Genomic DNA, 17,015 nt, shown 5'->3' with positions numbered 1-17,015 from the left:
AGCAAAAAATGATAACGAAAGAAGCTCAAATTGAACAAGCGCTCATAGATAAGTTGGGCGATCTAAAGTATTCGTACCGGAAAGATATCCGAACAGAGCGAGCTCTCAAGCAGAACTTTCGTGAAAAGTTTGAGGCGTTAAACTTCGTCAGTCTTACTGACAATGAATTTGAGCGCTTGTACCAAGACATCATTACAGCTGATGTTTTTGAAGCTGCTCAAACGCTGCGTGAACGTGGTTACTTTCAGCGTGAAGATGGCACACCATTACATTACACCTTAGTGAACATTAAAGATTGGTGTAAAAATGAGTTTGAAGTCATTAACCAATTGCGCATGAATACGGATGAAAGCAATCACCGTTACGATGTGATTTTATTGATTAATGGCGTTCCTACGGTTCAGATTGAGCTTAAGGCTTACGACATTGTGACGCGTCGAGCTATGGAGCAAATTGTTGATTACAAAAGCGATATTGGTAATGGCTACACCAATACGCTGATGTGCTTCATTCAAATGTTTATTGTCAGTAATGAGCACCATACTTATTACTTTGCTAACAACCGTAATGAGCATTTTAGCTTCAATGCTGATGAGCGTTTTTTACCTGTTTATCAACTAGCTAATGAAAATAACCGTAAAATTTCGCACTTACATGACTTTGCCGATGCCTTCTTAGCGAAGTGTACTCTCGGCCAAATGATTAGCCGTTATATGGTACTAGTTCAATCGGAACAAAAGCTATTGGTGATGCGTCCGTATCAAATTTATGCGGTGGAAGCTATTGTTGACTGTATCCATGAAGGGCGAGGAAATGGCTATATTTGGCATACAACAGGATCAGGCAAGACCCTAACGTCTTTTAAAGCATCAACGCTGCTTAAAGATAATCCTGACATTGAAAAATGCTTGTTCGTCGTAGATAGAAAAGACTTGGATCGCCAAACCCGAGAAGAATTTAATAAGTTTCAAGACGGCTGTGTGGAAGAGAACACCAATACAGAAACGTTAGTTCGTCGTATGTTGTCAGAAGACTATGCTGATAAAGTCATCGTTACAACGATCCAGAAACTCGGCTTAGCGCTAGATGAAAATAGCAAACGCAACCAGAGTAAACTGAAAGAGGGTAAGAAAACCTTCAAAGAGCGATTAGAGCCATTACGAGATAAGCGTATTGTTTTTATCTTTGATGAATGTCACCGTTCTCAGTTTGGTGAAAACCATAAAGCGATTAAAGAGTTTTTCCCTGAAGCACAATTGTTTGGCTTTACTGGTACTCCTATATTCGAAAAAAACTCAACGTATACTCAAATCGATGGCAATGTGGGTTCCTTTAAAACCACAGAGAGTATCTTTGAACAAGAGCTACACCACTATACGATTACCCATGCAATTGAAGACAAGAACGTTCTAAGCTTCCATATTGATTTTTTTGGCAAACATTCTGCGAGCAAACAATTAGCAGATGCTAGCAATGATGAAGCTGAAACCACGGTGACAAGAGTTACACCTCCACCACGGGCTGTCGTTCAAGAGATATTAGAGAAGCATGATGCTGTGACGAATCACCGCCGATTCAATGCCATTTTAGCAACAGCTTCTATCAATCATGCGATTGAATACTTCGAAGAGTTTAAGAGCCAGCAAGAGCTTAAAGCGTCAGAATCTGAAGACTATATTCCTTTAAATATTGCCTGTGTATTTTCGCCACCAGCGCAGCTTAGTGATAAGGATAAAGAAGATTCTTCAGATTTAAATACACTCGCTCGAAATGTGAAAGATATCCAGCAATTGCAGGAAGATCTCCCACAAGAAAAAGCCGATAACGAAGTTGAGCCTGAGCGTAAAAAGCAAGCACTAATCGATATTATTAATAGCTACAACCACCAGTATTCAACGAATCATACTATTAATGAGTTTGACCTTTATTACCAAGACGTTCAGCAGCGGATTAAAGATCAGCAATACGACAATGCTGATTATCCACATAAAAACAAGATAGATATTGTTATCGTCGTTGATATGCTATTGACAGGTTTTGACTCCAAATACCTGAACACTTTATACGTGGATAAGAACCTAAAACACCATGGTCTTATACAAGCATTTTCACGTACTAACCGTGTATTGAATGATAGTAAGCCTTGGGGGAATATTTTAGATTTCCGAGGTCAAGAAAAGGAAGTCAATGAAGCAATTAAACTCTTCTCTGGTAAAAAAGAAGAAGGTGCTGAACAGATTTGGCTGGTAGATCCTGCGCCTGTTGTTGTTGAAAAATATAAAGACGCAGTTGATAAGCTAGAAGCTTTCATGCAAAAGCAAGGCTTAGCATGCGAGCCTTCAGAGGTGACGAACCTTAAAGGTGACGCGCAAAGAGCTTCTTTTATTAATCACTTCAAAGAAGTACAAAAATTTAAGAACCAACTAGAGCAATACACAGAACTGGATGACGAACAGAAAGCTCAGGTTGCAGCGACATTACCGATTGATACCTTACGTGGCTTTAAAGGAGCGTATTTAGAAACAGCCAAAGACTTGAAACGCAAGCTAGACACGAATAAAGGGGCAGGAGAGTTGCCTGAAGAGGTCGAACAGCTAGAGTTTGAGTTTGTGTTGTTTGCATCTGCTTTAATCGATTATGACTACATCATGGGATTAATTGCTAAATCGACTCAGGGAGCAAGTAAGCAAAGCATGACTCGTCAGCAACTCATTGATTTAATTTGTTCGCAATCGAATTTGATGTCTGAACGTGATGAGTTAATTGCTTATATACATAGTTTACCTTCTGGTGAAGCATTGAATGTGTCACAAATTCACGCTGGCTACCAAGCATTTAAAATGAAAAAGGCTACCAGCGAATTAAATGATATGGCTATAAAGCACGGTTTAACGATAGAGAGTTTGCAGGCATTTGTTGATGGAATTATGGGGCGAATGATTTTCGATGGCGAGAAGCTGGGGGATCTGTTGGAGCCACTAGATCTTAGCTGGAAAGAGCGTACGAAGAAAGAGTTAGCATTGATGGAAGATTTGGTTCCTTATCTACATAAACTAGCCCAAGGGCGTGAAATTTCGGGGTTAGCTGCATATGAGTAAGGTTGAAAGTAAAACTTTTGTTCCAGAGCTGAGGTTTCCCGAATTTCTGAATGGGGGCAGCTGGGAAAATAAATTACTGGGTGAATGCCTTTTAGGTAAGCCTGAATATGGTATTAACGCTCCAGCTGTTCCTTATTCTCATGAATTACCAACTTATCTAAGGATAACTGACATCCTAGAAAATGGGCAAATTTCACAAGATAACAAGGTTAGTGTTGAACGAGATGTGATTGCGAAGAACTACCTTGATGTTGGCGATATAGTATTAGCTAGAACAGGAGCTAGTGTAGGTAAATCTTACAAGTATAGAGAAAAAGATGGAAAGCTCGTATTTGCTGGTTTCTTAATTCGAATTAAACCTGATGAAAGAAAATTAAATTCAGAGTTATTGTTTCAATATCTATTTACAGATCAATATTGGAAGTGGGTTAGTGTAAATTCTGCACGTAGTGGGCAACCTGGTATTAATGGGAATGAATATTCTTTGTTGTCTATACCTGTACCAACACAAATAGAGGAACAACAAAAAGTAGCTGATTGTCTTTCTTCATTGGATGATCATAATGCTATATCGGTGGCTAGCCATCTTGCTCAATTGTTAAAAGCAGCTAACGGTTCAATTAAAACTGTAATTTCATCTCATCATGCGCTATTTTTTAATGTGATGTGGAATGAATTGAATGAAAAAGGGAAATTACAACCATACTTTCTAAAACACGACAAAGATAATAAACAATATTCTTTAAAATATACTAGAGACACGCCATTTTTCCATCATGTAGCATTGTTAGAACAACTTCACCAAGCTTCTGAATCTGGAAGTTTGTTTACCTATCATTTTACAATATTACGAAGTATATTGGAAAAGACGGCTACATTTCATGGGTTTAATAATTTTTCTGCTTGTATTAAAAAACAAGCTAACGACCCTGAAGGAATATTGCATGCTAGATTGGTTAATATTTTAAGTCATGGGAATTACTCTCTATTTGAGCCAGTGGAAATGACAGAAGAAAATAAAGGCCATTTCAGGAATATTTTAAGCGATTTTATGGAAAATTATCGGTTTAACCCAGATCTGTTTCCTGATTTAGTAGAGCAAAAAACAGTAACAGAGCAATAAGTAGAGATATATTGAGATGACTCAAGAGCAATTAAACAAATTAGGTAAAACTCTGTGGGATATCGCGGACACTTTGCGTGGTGCAATGAATGCCGATGATTTCCGTGACTACATGCTGTCTTTTCTATTTTTACGTTACTTATCTGATAACTTTGAAGCCGCAGCTAAGAAAGAGTTAGGAAAAGACTACCTTGATTTACCTAAAGATGTACTTAGGGATCTAAAAATGTCTAACCCGTTGGAAGTGTGGTATGACGAAAACCCTGATGACATCTCGTTTTTTGAAACTCAAATGCGCCGTAAATTGCATTACATCATTAAGCCTGAGCATTTATGGTCAAGTATCGCTGAAATGGCGAGGGTTCAAGATGATGAGTTGCTCAAAACGTTAGAGGAAGGGTTTAATTACATTGAGAATGAAAGTTTCAATAGTAGTTTTCAAGGCTTGTTCTCTGAGATCAACTTAAACTCAGAAAAATTAGGGAAAAAACCATCAGATCGTAATGCAAAGCTATGTGCTATTATCCAAAAGGTATCTGAAGGTATTGCTCAATTCTCTACTGATACTGATATTTTAGGGGATGCTTACGAATACTTGATTGGTGAGTTTGCTGCCAATGGTGGTAAAAAGGCTGGCGAGTTTTATACTCCGCAACCAATATCAACTATCCTTTCGGAAATTGTCACATTAGACAGCCAAGAACCCAAGATGGGGAAAAAGAAGAACTTAAATCGAGTATTAGACTTTGCATGTGGCTCCGGTTCTTTGCTATTAAATGTGCGTAAGCATATCACCTCTGCTGGTGGTAGCATCGGTAAGATTTACGGACAAGAAAAAAATATCACCACTTATAACTTAGCTCGCATGAACATGTTGCTCCATGGAGTAAAAGATACTGAATTTGATATCTTTCATGGTGATACGCTGATTAATGATTGGGATATTCTCAATGAAAAGAATCCAGCCAAAAAGATGAAATTCGACGCTGTAGTTGCAAATCCACCATTTAGTTATCGATGGGAGTCAGATAAAGCTGAATTTAAAGAAGATTTTCGTTTCAAGAATCACGGCATCGCCCCTAAATCAGCGGCTGATTTTGCTTTTCTACTGCATGGTTTCCACTTTTTAAGTGACGAAGGTACTATGGCTATTATCTTGCCTCATGGTGTCTTGTTTAGAGGTGGGGCTGAGCAACGCATACGCAGTAAGCTATTAAAAGATGGGCACATTGATACTGTTATCGGTTTACCTTCTAATCTGTTCTTTTCAACAGGTATCCCTGTTTGCATTTTAGTGCTCAAAAAATGTAAGAAGTATGATGATGTTTTGTTTATCAACGCTAGTGATGAAGAGAACTTCGAAAAAGGTAAACGCCAGAATAAGCTTCGCCCAGAAGACATTCAAAAGATAGTCGATACGTATAGATTTAGAGATCAAGAGGAACGCTATTCTCGTCGAGTCTCAATGGAAGAGATCGAGAAGAATGATTTCAATTTAAATATCTCGCGATACGTAAGTACGGCTAAAGCTGAACCTAAAGTGAATTTAGAAGCGGAGCACCAGAAGTTAGTGAACATTGAGAAAGACATCAATGAGGCTTTAGACAAACATAACAGCTTCCTCAAAGAACTAGGTTTGCCTCCATTGCCTAGGTAGCAATAATTTTCAACCTATTACGGGCTGCATACACAATAAAGTGATGCAGCCTTTGTTTTTTCTGTCGTTAGTTAAATTTAAACAACCTTCAATTGCCTCATACCAGTTACTGAGAGACTGCCTTTGGCAGCCTCTCCTATATGCCCGCTCCACCAGCACATCATTGGTTTTCTGCGTTCTAGGTAGTCTGTACGGTTGTATGCACTGCGGACCTGATTATCATCGATGTGAGCTAAAGCAGCCTCAATCAAATCGGCTTCAAATCCTTGTTCATTGAGGGTTGTACTTGCTAGTGAGCGTAGCCCATGACTAACTAGCCTTCCTGCAAATCCCATGCGTTTTAGGGCCATATTCGCTGTTTGGCTATTACATGGTTTCTTAGGGTCTCGATCAGAAGGGAAAATAAACTCTCTATGCCCACTAATTGGTTTCATTACGTCAAGTAACTCTATAGCTTGTTCTGTGAGTGGGATACGGTGCTCTCTGCGTTTCTTCATTCGTTCTGCTGGTATGGTCCAAACTTTTTCATCAATATCAATTTCACACCATTTAGCACCAGAAGCTTCAGCAGGACGAGTCATAGTGTGCAATTGCCATTCCAATAAACAACGAGTAGTTCGTTTGATACTGGCATTTGCAATAGCTCCCATAAGCTCTGGTAACTCTGCTGGTTTTAACGCTGCCATATTTTCTTTTTTGGGCTTCTTAAAAGCGGCTTTGATGCCAGTTAATGGATTAGCTTGAACCAGCCCACAGTTGGTGGCGAAGTTCATCACTTCATTGAGACGCTGAGATAGACGTTTGACTGTCTCTAAACTACCTTTAGCCTCGATAGGCTTTAACAGCTCAATGACTAGTGGAGCGGTGATATCCTTAACAGGTGTTTCAGCTAAGTAAGGGAAAATATGAAGCTCTAGAGATCGCCAGATATCGGTAGCGTAGTCTGGAGTAACCGAATCTTTTTTAATTTCAAACCATTCCTTTGCTACGTTTGCAAAGGTGTGCTCGTGAACCTCTTTATACTCTTGCTGCTTTCTCTTTTGCTCTTCTTGAGGGTCTATACCTTGTGCAATTAGCTCTTTTGCAAGTAAAGCATTTTTTCTTGCCTGTGCGAGATTAATCTCTGGATGTCGACCTAAGTTGAAATTAGCTCGTTTTCCATTTGTTGGACGGTAATAATTGAGCTGCCACTGCTTAGAACCACTTGGGAGTACACGGAGTTGCAGTCCTTGTCCGTCAGAAAGACGATATTCTTTTTCTTTGGGTTTTGCGTTTTTAACTTCTGTTGCTGTTAAAGGTTTCGTGATTCTAGGCATCGTAGTAACCATTAGTTAGTGTCCATAATCTATGGTTACTACAGCGGTTACTAAAAGTCAAAGATGTTGTGGGATGCTATGAGATGTTAATAGACGCTAAGTTGTTGATTTTTTGTTGTTGAAGACATAAAAAAAGACGTCATGGGACGTCTTAGTTTATTGAGTTGGTGGAGCTGGCGGGAGTTGAACCCGCGTCCGAAAACCTTTCATCATTGGTACTACATGCTTAGTCGATCTTTAAATTCACCATCCACCTGCGAACCGACACGCTAGTAAATGACTATCCTGAATTAAAATTCGCCGTTCATCTCTCAGGCGGGAGAATCCGGGCTAGCGCGTTTGGGTTTGATCCCTCGTTGGTCCCCGTCTTACGTGCGGAAGCTAGGGCGAGAGAGCTCTGAGCAGGTTATTAAGCTGCTAGTGCGTAGTTTTCGTCGTTTGCGACTATTTTTTTGCGGTTTGTTAACGAGGCCTACCGCACCTCGGCATGCACCTCAGACTTCTGAATTCCCGTCGAATCCTAAATCAGCCCCAGAGGTAATATCGGCATAGTAACAGAAAAGCCTAGGCTGTCCAGTACTATGCGTCTAAGTGGTCAAGTTTAACGCAGTGAACTCTTCATTACGCGTGCTTTTTCACGAGCCCAATCTTTTTCTTTAAGATCGGTACGTTTGTCGTGAAGCTTTTTACCTTTCGCTACACCGATCTTGATCTTCACCCAAGAGCGAGACCAGTAAAGTGACAACGCGGCTAGCGTCATACCTTCACGGTTGATGCGACCAAGAAGATTGTCGAGTTCACGACGACTCATTAGTAGTTTGCGCACACGTGTAGGGTTTGCGACAACGTGAGTTGATGCTTGATTAAGAGGAGTGATGGTCATTCCGCTGACAAAAGCCTCTCCGTCACGCATGAAAACGTAGCTTTCAGCGATATTGGCTTTACCTTGGCGAAGTGCTTTCACTTCCCAGCCTTGTAGCTCCAAGCCTGCTTCAATTTCATCGTCAATGAAGTATTCGTGGCGAGCTTTTTTATTAAGCGCGATAGTGTTGCTACCCGCTTTTTGTTTTGATTTTTTCTTTACCATAATGGCCTCATTATACGGGTTGGGTATACGTTAGGAAATCCTTTTATTTGCGCTATCGTCGAATAAAAGTAAAATTGGCACAAGTCTTAAACTTGTACGCGTATCGATAGGAGTGTGTATGAAGCAAATCAGCCGTTCTGCTTTGGTGTCTTTTAGTGCAGAGCAGATGTTCGATCTGGTCAATGATGTTTCGAAGTATCCTGAGTTTCTACCTGGTTGTTCAGGTTCACGAATCATTGAGTCTTCGGGCGAAGGTATGGTGGCTTCTGTCGACGTGGCGAAAGCAGGTATCAGCAAGACGTTTACAACTTCTAATGAACTTATTCCTGGCCAAGCGATCATGATGAATCTGGTGGATGGTCCTTTTAAGACCCTTCGTGGTGGATGGATCTTTACCGCACTTGATGAGCAGGCTTGTAAAGTTGAGCTGAAACTTGAGTTTGAATTCTCAAGCAAAATGATTGAGATGGCTTTTGGCAAAATCTTTAATGAGCTAACCAGCAACATGGTAAACGCTTTTACTAAACGTGCGAAACAGGTGTACGAGTGCTATGAGTATTGAGTCGGATATGATTCATGTTGAGGTGGTGTATGCACTTCCTCAGGAGCAGCGTGTGTTCAATTTGGTTGTGAATAACCAAGCAACGGTTGAAGAGATTATTCGTCAGTCAGGTGTACTTGAATTGTACCCAGAGATTGATTTGAAGAAGAATAAAGTCGGCGTTTACAGCCGCAACGTTCGACTAGATGCGACGGTTCGAGACAAGGACCGAATCGAAATCTACCGTCCACTACTGGCGGATCCAAAAGAGATTCGTCGTAAACGAGCTGAACAAGCAAAAGTGGCAGGGAATGCAGATCCTGTGACGGGCGGTAAGCCAAACACCTTGAGAAAATCAGCGGAATAACGCTCGTAGATATAAAACAAAACCTCCCAACTGGGAGGTTTTGTCGTTTCTGGCGTTTATCTTGGCGAATCTATCGAACTCGGGGTTTCTGTTCTGGTGTAGATAATTCCTTCCGCTAGGTCGTTGGCGTAGCTTAGAGGTTGGTAAATGATGCTATCTGGGTGTTTTAACCCGGCAATATCTTCCATTTTAATAAACGCATTTTCGACGCCATTTTGCGCCAAGAGTTTCTCCACACTTCCCATCTCACGAGTTGAAAAATGAGGAATTGCCCGTAGCTCTGGATCGGATTCCATTGGCGTGATGTATCCATCTTCGAAGGTATGAATCAAGCTGTATACTTCATTCGGGTCTACTTGTTGGCGCAGATGCCAGAACGCACCGGTGCTGTCATGCCATGCACCAACGTAGTTGCTTATGTGGACGTTGTGGCCCCAAGCGAGAATGCTTTTACCTGGTAACCACTCTTTTTGTAGCCATCGTAAGTTGTCGGCTTGCATGACTTCATCAGGGTTGTAGGTATCAAACCAACGACTTTGCACATGCGCTTGCATGCTTTTGACTATCTGCAACCAGAAGGTGGCGTATTCACGAAAATCTTGCCTTTGCTCCAATGGAGGTAGGAGTTGTTCGGCTTTCATTTGAGACATCACAGAGTTAAGAGACGCAAGTTGATTGATAAATGCTTGCTTCGCGCTGTGGTCTGGCTCGGCAAAATACCAAGGGCACATCATTGCCTCGCCGTTGGTGATAAAGCTTGCCCAATCTAGGTTAATCAGTTGGTGCTTCTCTGCGAATGTTTGCATTTCTGGCAGCATGGTGCTGCAAGCAGGGTCGCTGCTGTGTCTGCCATCAAATGCAACATAATACAAAGGCTTGTCAGTAAACGCTTGTTGCTCAACGTACTCGTATAACGGGTAGATTTCTGGAGTTTCTGAGTAGAGGAACATGAAAGAGTAGAGCATGGCGTCTCGTACATCGGTGATTTCTCCATCCATCAAGCGTTGCCACAAGCGAAGTCCGTCATACAAGCCACTCTCCATTGCAAGAACATCGATTTCACCAGATTGATGCAAGTATTTGGTAATACGAGATTTCAACTTGTAGCCTTGTGCTCCACCATGAGTCGCTTCACCGAGGCCAATAAATGATTTACCAGCTACAGCTTGCCTGATGGGTTCAAGGTCTGAGTCATCCGCATGATTAAACTCCAAACTGTTGATATGGGAGGTTATAGCGATTTGTTCTTTCGAATCGTCATCATCACAGCCAAGCAAAAGGAGTGAAGAGATGGCGAGTAGACCATAAGACATTGCTTTCATTTTCGTGTTCCTTGCATGAACCATTACTTCACTCAGATTAAATGTGAGTGGTTGCATAAAAAATGCTCAGCAAGAGGATTTGCGAGTCCATTCAAACAAAGCGATGAAGGGAGAGTAAGAGGGAAAATAAAGCTGTGAATTAGGGAGTTAGAGTGAGTGACAAGCAATAAAAAACCTCCATGAGGAGGCTTTAGGAATACTGCGAAAATAAAGGTTGTTTACTGAATCTTCTCGTAAAACGCATCACTTTTCGGGTAGTCGCCAGTGAGATCAGCCAGCGTACCTTGATCGTTAAATTGAACGATCAGATCTTTCTGTACGGAATCACCGTGACCTGGTGTGTGATGGTAAATGTAGTACCACGTGTTCGGGTAGCCATTTTCAACCAACATAGGTGAACCAAGAACGTAGCGAACCTGTGCTTTAGTCATCCCAAACTTTAATTTATCAACCGCACTTTGTTCTACATAGTTGCCTTGGTTGATATCAATACGATAAACCAGTCTTTCCAATACCGAACATCCTGTCAGCAATGTCATTGCTAATGGTACGGCAACTAACCACTTCTTTAATTGCATAATAATTTCTTAGTAACCTTTAAAATACTGCGCTGATAATAAACAAGCTCGACGCAGATGTAAAAAGCTATGCGTCGTATGATAGGAAATCTGACAACGAATTTTGAGTTGAGTTGCATTTATTCGCTGATATTGCACGCTAAATGACAGAACATGACTCACAAATTCACTTAAACCGAGAACTGAACAGTTTGTCATGCACAATAATGGCATGTTTGTCAGGCCAATGAAGGAGAAAATTCATTGGTTATTTGGCTTGTGAAAACTCAAGTAGAGTATCGCCGGAAAAGCGATAGTACTCTTTCTCGTTGACTCGCTCAGCACCAATCGATTGGTAAAACCGACCTGCGGTAGGATTTGTGCTTTCTGCTGTCCAATCTAATCGATGACAACCATGATTGACAGCAAGAGACGCGAGATATTTCATCAACTTAAGTCCTACGCCTTTTCCTCGCGCAGAAGAGGACACGAATAGGTCCTTCAAATACATTTGCCCGGAGAGTTTCGGTGCAGGAAACATCACGGTGTAAGTCGCAAACCCCATTATGGTGTCGTTGTTGTATGCAGCAATAACTTTGACGCCAGAGTACTCTGAAAAGACTTTGTACTCGAGATAATGTGCCAACTCTTTCTCAGTGGCTGCTTGTTCTTTGAAGTAGTACTGCTCTAATTCGGTAAAAATGGGGATGAGATCTAAGCAGCTTTCATGGTCGACTGTCCTGATATCCATATTTCATCCCCTTATTAAGGCTAAGTCGTTAAGCTGCAATAAGCAGTTCTTTTGCGTTTGCCAGTGTAGAGTCAGTGATTTGGCTGCCACCAAGTAAGCGAGCGAGTTCTGCCACACGTTGCTCTTCATCCAGTGAGCGCATTTGTGTTTCAGTTTGGCCACTTTTGGTGTGTTTCGCGACAAACATCTGTTGGTGACCACAACCAGCAACTTGCGGCAAGTGGGTAACACACATGACTTGGGTCGATTCACCTAGTTTGCGTAGCATCTTGCCAACTACGGCCGCTGTTGGGCCACTGATACCTACGTCCACTTCATCGAAGATCAAGCTTGGTGTGTCGACTTTTTGAGCGGTGATTACTTGGATCGCTAAGGAGATACGCGATAGCTCACCACCAGACGCGACTTTAGCGATAGGCTGCAATGGCTGACCTGGGTTGGTTGAAACCAAGAAGCATACGCTGTCCATGCCTAGTGGAGATGGATGCGCGTTTTCGTTGTTCACTTCGATGCTGAACATGGCTTTTTCCATGCTCAACTCGTGCATGCTTTGCGTGATTAGCTTGTTCAATTCTTTAGCATAACGGCTGCGTGATTTGTGCAGTTTTTCTGCTTGAGTTAAGAAGCTTTGGTATTTCTGTTCCACTTCTTGTGCTAATTCATCCAAGCGTTCATCAGAGCAATCTAGTGCTTCAATTTGTGCCAGAAGATCTTGGTGATGCTGGTATAGCTCATCAGGCATCACATGGTGTTTGCGAGCCATCGACATCACTTTAGAAAAACGTTCTTCGACATAAGCCATGCGACCCGGATCGACATCAATGCCGTCAAGGTAGCTGCGAAGTTCGTTTTTGGTTTCTTCTAGCTGGATCATTGCCTCTGACAACATGTTTGGCAGTTCAGCTAATTTCTCATCTAATTCCGCTAATTGGATTAGGGAGTGATTGGCCGATTGCAAAATACCAAGCGCATTGACTTCTTCACCTTCGTAAATAAGTTCGATGGCTTGCTGGCAGGTAGCGGCAAGTTCACCGCTGTTGGACAGTCGTTTGTGCTCTTGCTCGAGCTCTGCAAATTCTTCTTCACCTAGCGATAACTCATTCAGTTCTTTGATTTGGTATTCAAGCAACTGTTTTTGCGCCTGGTTTTGCTGGCTGTTCTCTTTTAGTTGCTTAAGGTTGTTGTCTGCCTGACGCCAATGCTGGTAAGCACTGCGTGTGCTTTTGAGTAGGTTTAAATGTCCTGCGTATTGGTCAAGCATGGCCATTTGATGCTCGCTTTTCATCAGTTGATGATGAGCGTGCTGTCCATGGATGTTGATCAACAACTGCCCAAGAGATTTGAGTTGTGAAAGTGGGACTGGGCTGCCGTTGATGAAGGCTCTAGAGCGGCCCTCTTTAGTGATGATGCGACGCAAGATACATTCGCTGCCATCCAGCAGGTCGTTATCTTCTAGCCAACGCGTTGCGTGTAGATTGTTGTCCAGTAAAAAGGCTGCGCTGACTTCTGTTTTTTCTTCGCCTTGTCGTACCATGCCTGCATCGGCACGCCCGCCTAAACAAAGACCTAATGCATCAATTGCAATAGATTTACCTGCGCCTGTTTCACCAGTGATGGTGGTCATGCCCTTTGAAAGCTCGAGCTGTAAAGATTTAACAATCGCAAAATTATTAACACTTAGATGAGCCAGCATTTTTATTTACCTGTATAACTGAACAATACTGTATAAGAAAACAGTATATACTGTTTCTTTATACAGTAAAGGTGGGTTGGGTATTTTTTCTCAAAGAAGCGATTTTTTGTGAGGGAGAAGGGAAAAATAGGTCGCAGAAAATGCAACGACCTATTTAAATTGAACAAGTTACGGGCGAGTTGGGTTAATTGTGAGCGGCTCTAAAGTAACCACTGCGTTGACGCCAGCACCTGGATGGTCGACATAAGAAGTGTCTTGCATCAGCGTGTAGTAAACATCGACAAAATCATCATCGTTGGTGAGTGCTCCATCAGGGATCGCATCGATAATTTTGTTCGTGATTTGAGGAATGATGGCATATGCCTGTACTTCTGGATCTGGAATTGCCTTCAGGACTTCTTCTGCAACCTGAACAAGCAGCTTGGCTAACTGTTTGTAATCGGTGCCGTCATCTTGCTCCATCAAGACGATATCCGCCGCCCCCCAACGGTAACGAGACCAGTGAATGATGATTTGGTTCGGATAGTAATCTTGATTGTCGTAATCCAAATATGGAAGTTCGACCAAATCTAACGTTGGCTCGTCACGGCTTGGATTGACGCCAGTAACGATGGCGTAGATTTCTGCTTTGCCCGAGATCCAAGGTTCTTGATCATCTGAAAGACGAATCTTCTTAAGTTGCGTGGTTTGAATTGGTTGAGTGGAGCTTGCTGCACTGGCCAGAAGAGGGGCATTAGCTCGCTGGTTATCGGATAGATATGGCTGGACCATGGTTGCTTGACCTAAGCTTTTCATCTCTGCTTGCATAGCTTGCAGGCCAGCTTTGAGTTCTGCTGAGCTATTGTTATCAATAACCAAAACCGGTACGTCAGGAAGTTGATAAACGTCCAACTGGTGGATTTGACCATAGACATCGTACGCTTCGATGTACTGCCATTGCTCATCATCACCACTTGGTTCAAAAGCAAATAGGGGGCTAATTTTGCCTTCTTGCCATACATCTAGCATCGCTTCATTTGCAAGGCGAACTTCGAGAAGCTGTTCTGAGTATTCTGAAATGCCTTTCCATGAGCGAATTTGTGTATCGGCTTGTACAAGTTGTTTACTGAAAGCCGATAGGGGAGTTTGTTCAACAAAAGAAGAAACAGGGACATTGATGTGCTCTGCGGTGATGTCTCGGCGCAGCATCGGTTCTATGTCGGTGTAGCTCTCACTGAGTTGTTGTGCCAACGCTCGTTTGGTGTTGGTGATGTCCTCGGCTTTTGCGTTTGAAATATCGGTAACCTTTGCCTCCTCAGATTGGCAGCCCATAAGCGCTAACGTACTGAGAGCGGACAATATAATTGTTTTTTTCATAATGCGTCCTTTGAGATAACTGGTATGAAATAGAGTTTATATTCTATTCATGGCGAGAATATCATCGGACATCGAGCATTCAATTCGAGCGTTAAGGTTTGTATAAAATTTGCACACAAGATCTAAATTTATAAAATTAATTTTAACGTTGCTTGATTGAATGTCGTTTGGCTTTTACGAGAGGCTTTTACGAGAGGCTTTTATGGCAGAGAAGAAAAAAGGTTGATGCTTTCACACCAACCTTTATTGCTAAAACAGTTTGCTTGACCAACCAAGCTTATTTCTTAGTACGTGATAGTAGCTGTAGTCCTTCGGATGGATCAGCTTGAGAACGTTCGGGCTCTGATAGATATGGATTTCATCGCCTGGGGACACTGGTAGAGAGACTTGCCCGTCACAGCTCACTTCTTGCGTGCCGCGGTTTTCTGGAGAAACGACCAGTTTGATACGACGTTTTCCATCCACAACTAGCGGTCGACTAGACAATGTGTGTGGGAACATTGGCACCAAAGAAATCGCGTTTAGGCTTGGTGACAAAATTGGACCGCCCCCAGACAAAGAGTAAGCCGTAGAGCCCGTTGGAGTAGAAACAATTAACCCATCGGCACGCAGTGAGAACGCGAAGCTGTTATCAATGTAAACTTCAAATTCAATCATGTGCGCAACTTGGCCAGGGTGCAAGACCGCTTCGTTCAATGCTGCGTTGTGACTCTTGATTTGACCGTGACGATGGATTTCTGCTTCCAATAAAAAGCGCTCTTCCTCAATGTATTCGCCTTTTAATACGGCCTTCAGTGCCTCTTTAAAGTCATCAGGATCAAGGTCAGTCAGGAAGCCCAAGTTACCTCGGTTTACCCCAATGACAGCCACATCAAAACGAGACAAGATGCGAGCTGCGCCTAACATGTTGCCATCACCGCCAACGACAATAGCGAGATCGGCGTTTTTACCCAGTTCAACAAGGCTAGCAAACTGGTTTTGCGGGATTTCGTCTAAAATTGCAGCAAGGCGATCATCGATAAAGACTTGGTAACCTTCAGAGGTCAGCCATTCGTATAACTCTCTATGAGTTTGAATTGCCTGCTGATCTCGTGGTTTTCCGATAATCGCGATCACGTTACATGGGTTTTTCATAGCATTTCCGCATTAAAGAGGCTTGAATCAGGAATCTTCATCCCCATAATAATGGCAAGTTACCTAAATATGCGAATTTTTATGTGGTTAAAGCCCACAAAACGTGAGTGGCTTTAAGGACATTAAGTTGAATTCTGGAGATATCATGAGCAACGAAGAAAACAAAGTTACAGAAGAAGAGCTTGATCAAATCATCGAAGAAGCTGAGAAAGTAGAAGCGGCAGCGCAAGAAGCTGAAGCAGAACTTGAAGACATTGGTGATGAGAAAGACGCTAAGATTGCTCAACTAGAAGCAGCACTACTGTCTAGCGAGACAAAAGTGAAAGACCAGCAAGATGCGGTTCTTCGCTCTAAAGCTGAAGTAGAAAACATGCGTCGTCGTACTGAGCAAGAAATCGATAAAGCTCGTAAGTACGCTCTGAACAAATTCGCTGAAGAACTACTTCCAGTTATCGATAACCTAGAGCGTGCTATCCAAGCTGTGGATGCAGAGCACGAAGTGGTTAAGCCAATTCTTGAAGGTGTTGAGCTAACACACAAGACATTTGTAGACGCAGTATCGAAATTCGGTTTGAAAGAGATCAACCCAGAGGGTGAAGCATTCAACCCTGAGTTCCACCAAGCGATGTCTATTCAAGAAAGCCCTGACCATGAATCAAACACAGTAATGTTTGTGATGCAAAAAGGTTACGAGCTAAACGGCCGAGTTATTCGTCCTGCAATGGTTATGGTTGCTAAGTAATCAGTTAAATCATTGATATAAATATATTAAAACGCCCGCTATTAAACAGCGGGCGTTTTTGTTTCAAACATCCCTTCAAACATATTCACCCCTCTGAATATGCGATAAATTTGAAATTTGATCCCCTTCAAAGTTTTTCTTATTGGGAAATAATTTTCCTATAGGGGATATCCTTTCTTTATCTTGCGTACTTATGGAATGCTGTGTCTATAAGTGTCTGTTATGACTTGCCTTCAAAATTAAATTCTGAATATGAATGTGAATCTGGTGA

General features: G+C 42.1%; 14 protein-coding genes and 1 other RNA gene. 6 read left to right on the top strand and 9 right to left on the bottom strand.

Annotated elements, in window-relative coordinates; all coding sequences use genetic code 11:
* Positions 1-8: 8 nt before the first annotated feature.
* The 3 genes from ACLIIY_RS11920 to ACLIIY_RS11910 are packed head-to-tail and all read left to right on the top strand — an operon-like array spanning position 9 to position 5,878.
* Positions 9-3,098 (top strand): type I restriction endonuclease subunit R, encoded by a 3,090-nt coding sequence (locus ACLIIY_RS11920; RefSeq protein WP_258517528.1) that lies wholly within the window; start codon positions 9-11, stop codon positions 3,096-3,098.
* Positions 3,091-4,221, top strand: coding sequence for a restriction endonuclease subunit S (locus ACLIIY_RS11915; RefSeq protein ID WP_434527649.1), 1,131 nt, complete (start codon positions 3,091-3,093; stop codon positions 4,219-4,221). The genes ACLIIY_RS11920 and ACLIIY_RS11915 overlap by 8 nt, the downstream gene beginning before the upstream one ends.
* A 16-nt stretch (positions 4,222-4,237) precedes the next feature.
* The gene (locus ACLIIY_RS11910) at positions 4,238-5,878 is read left to right on the top strand and encodes a type I restriction-modification system subunit M (RefSeq protein ID WP_156216589.1); all 1,641 of its coding nucleotides are present in this window, start codon (positions 4,238-4,240) and stop codon (positions 5,876-5,878) included.
* A gap of 77 nt (positions 5,879-5,955) precedes the next feature.
* Here the strand turns inward: ACLIIY_RS11910 and ACLIIY_RS11905 are convergent, their stop codons facing one another.
* From ACLIIY_RS11905 to smpB, 3 genes are all read right to left on the bottom strand, one after another.
* Entirely contained in the window at positions 5,956-7,194 is a 1,239-nt protein-coding gene (locus ACLIIY_RS11905) for an integrase domain-containing protein (protein WP_140291916.1), read from the bottom strand.
* Between the two features lie 165 nt (positions 7,195-7,359).
* Positions 7,360-7,727, bottom strand: a transfer-messenger RNA (tmRNA) gene (gene ssrA / locus ACLIIY_RS11900).
* 68 nt (positions 7,728-7,795) lie between these two features.
* Entirely contained in the window at positions 7,796-8,281 is a 486-nt protein-coding gene (gene smpB / locus ACLIIY_RS11895) for an SsrA-binding protein SmpB (protein WP_005440253.1), read from the bottom strand.
* Positions 8,282-8,399: 118 nt separating this feature from the next.
* On the opposite strand from smpB, the gene ACLIIY_RS11890 reads away from it, so the two are divergent.
* The gene (locus ACLIIY_RS11890; protein ID WP_005424743.1) at positions 8,400-8,843 is read left to right on the top strand and encodes an SRPBCC family protein; all 444 of its coding nucleotides are present in this window, start codon (positions 8,400-8,402) and stop codon (positions 8,841-8,843) included.
* The gene (locus tag ACLIIY_RS11885; RefSeq protein WP_038895981.1) at positions 8,833-9,189 is read left to right on the top strand and encodes an RnfH family protein; all 357 of its coding nucleotides are present in this window, start codon (positions 8,833-8,835) and stop codon (positions 9,187-9,189) included. Before ACLIIY_RS11890 ends, ACLIIY_RS11885 begins: the two co-directional genes overlap by 11 nt.
* 56 nt (positions 9,190-9,245) lie before the next feature.
* Here ACLIIY_RS11885 and ACLIIY_RS11880 read toward each other — a convergent pair whose 3' ends face one another.
* The 6 genes from ACLIIY_RS11880 to nadK form a co-directional block, all read right to left on the bottom strand.
* Entirely contained in the window at positions 9,246-10,511 is a 1,266-nt protein-coding gene (locus ACLIIY_RS11880; protein ID WP_009705602.1) for an erythromycin esterase family protein, read from the bottom strand.
* 218 nt (positions 10,512-10,729) lie between these two features.
* Positions 10,730-11,089 carry an outer membrane protein assembly factor BamE gene (gene bamE, locus ACLIIY_RS11875; RefSeq protein ID WP_005440242.1) on the bottom strand — a complete coding sequence of 120 codons (360 nt, stop codon included), beginning with the start codon at positions 11,087-11,089 and terminating at the stop codon, positions 10,730-10,732.
* A 247-nt stretch (positions 11,090-11,336) separates the two neighbouring features.
* Positions 11,337-11,819: a GNAT family N-acetyltransferase gene (locus tag ACLIIY_RS11870; RefSeq protein WP_409379801.1), complete on the bottom strand. Its 483-nt coding sequence runs from the start codon at positions 11,817-11,819 to the stop codon at positions 11,337-11,339.
* Positions 11,820-11,847: 28 nt separating this feature from the next.
* The gene (gene recN, locus ACLIIY_RS11865; protein WP_020196431.1) at positions 11,848-13,512 is read right to left on the bottom strand and encodes a DNA repair protein RecN; all 1,665 of its coding nucleotides are present in this window, start codon (positions 13,510-13,512) and stop codon (positions 11,848-11,850) included.
* A 168-nt stretch (positions 13,513-13,680) separates the two neighbouring features.
* Positions 13,681-14,868 (bottom strand): DUF3103 domain-containing protein, encoded by a 1,188-nt coding sequence (locus ACLIIY_RS11860; RefSeq protein WP_434527648.1) that lies wholly within the window; start codon positions 14,866-14,868, stop codon positions 13,681-13,683.
* Positions 14,869-15,117: 249 nt separating this feature from the next.
* A complete protein-coding gene (gene nadK / locus ACLIIY_RS11855) occupies positions 15,118-16,002 on the bottom strand; it encodes an NAD(+) kinase (RefSeq protein ID WP_005440235.1) in 885 nt (294 codons plus the stop codon).
* Positions 16,003-16,147: 145 nt separating this feature from the next.
* On the opposite strand from nadK, the gene grpE reads away from it, so the two are divergent.
* Positions 16,148-16,744, top strand: a complete 597-nt coding sequence (grpE, locus tag ACLIIY_RS11850; protein WP_039841837.1) for a nucleotide exchange factor GrpE — start codon at positions 16,148-16,150, stop codon at positions 16,742-16,744.
* The last annotated feature ends 271 nt before the right edge of the window (positions 16,745-17,015 follow it).

Origin of the sequence: Vibrio sp. K4 (assembly GCF_051122595.1) — a bacterium.
GTDB lineage: Bacteria > Pseudomonadota > Gammaproteobacteria > Enterobacterales > Vibrionaceae > Vibrio > Vibrio owensii.
Note: the sequence above shows the minus strand (reverse complement) of the source record. Positions and strands in the feature narration are given on the sequence as shown.

What these genes read in the sequence shown, in the direction of transcription:
- recN (WP_020196431.1), bottom strand. Translation starts at nt 13,512, where the DNA reads ATGCTGGCTCATCTAAGTGTTAATAATTTTGCGATTGTTAAATCTTTA.
- grpE (WP_039841837.1), top strand. Translation starts at nt 16,148, where the DNA reads ATGAGCAACGAAGAAAACAAAGTTACAGAAGAAGAGCTTGATCAAATC.
- ACLIIY_RS11885 (WP_038895981.1), top strand. Translation starts at nt 8,833, where the DNA reads ATGAGTATTGAGTCGGATATGATTCATGTTGAGGTGGTGTATGCACTT.
- ACLIIY_RS11880 (WP_009705602.1), bottom strand. Translation starts at nt 10,511, where the DNA reads ATGAAAGCAATGTCTTATGGTCTACTCGCCATCTCTTCACTCCTTTTG.
- ACLIIY_RS11910 (WP_156216589.1), top strand. Translation starts at nt 4,238, where the DNA reads ATGACTCAAGAGCAATTAAACAAATTAGGTAAAACTCTGTGGGATATC.
- smpB (WP_005440253.1), bottom strand. Translation starts at nt 8,281, where the DNA reads ATGGTAAAGAAAAAATCAAAACAAAAAGCGGGTAGCAACACTATCGCG.
- nadK (WP_005440235.1), bottom strand. Translation starts at nt 16,002, where the DNA reads ATGAAAAACCCATGTAACGTGATCGCGATTATCGGAAAACCACGAGAT.
- ACLIIY_RS11920 (WP_258517528.1), top strand. Translation starts at nt 9, where the DNA reads ATGATAACGAAAGAAGCTCAAATTGAACAAGCGCTCATAGATAAGTTG.
- ACLIIY_RS11860 (WP_434527648.1), bottom strand. Translation starts at nt 14,868, where the DNA reads ATGAAAAAAACAATTATATTGTCCGCTCTCAGTACGTTAGCGCTTATG.
- bamE (WP_005440242.1), bottom strand. Translation starts at nt 11,089, where the DNA reads ATGCAATTAAAGAAGTGGTTAGTTGCCGTACCATTAGCAATGACATTG.
- ACLIIY_RS11890 (WP_005424743.1), top strand. Translation starts at nt 8,400, where the DNA reads ATGAAGCAAATCAGCCGTTCTGCTTTGGTGTCTTTTAGTGCAGAGCAG.
- ACLIIY_RS11915 (WP_434527649.1), top strand. Translation starts at nt 3,091, where the DNA reads ATGAGTAAGGTTGAAAGTAAAACTTTTGTTCCAGAGCTGAGGTTTCCC.
- ACLIIY_RS11905 (WP_140291916.1), bottom strand. Translation starts at nt 7,194, where the DNA reads ATGCCTAGAATCACGAAACCTTTAACAGCAACAGAAGTTAAAAACGCA.
- ACLIIY_RS11870 (WP_409379801.1), bottom strand. Translation starts at nt 11,819, where the DNA reads ATGGATATCAGGACAGTCGACCATGAAAGCTGCTTAGATCTCATCCCC.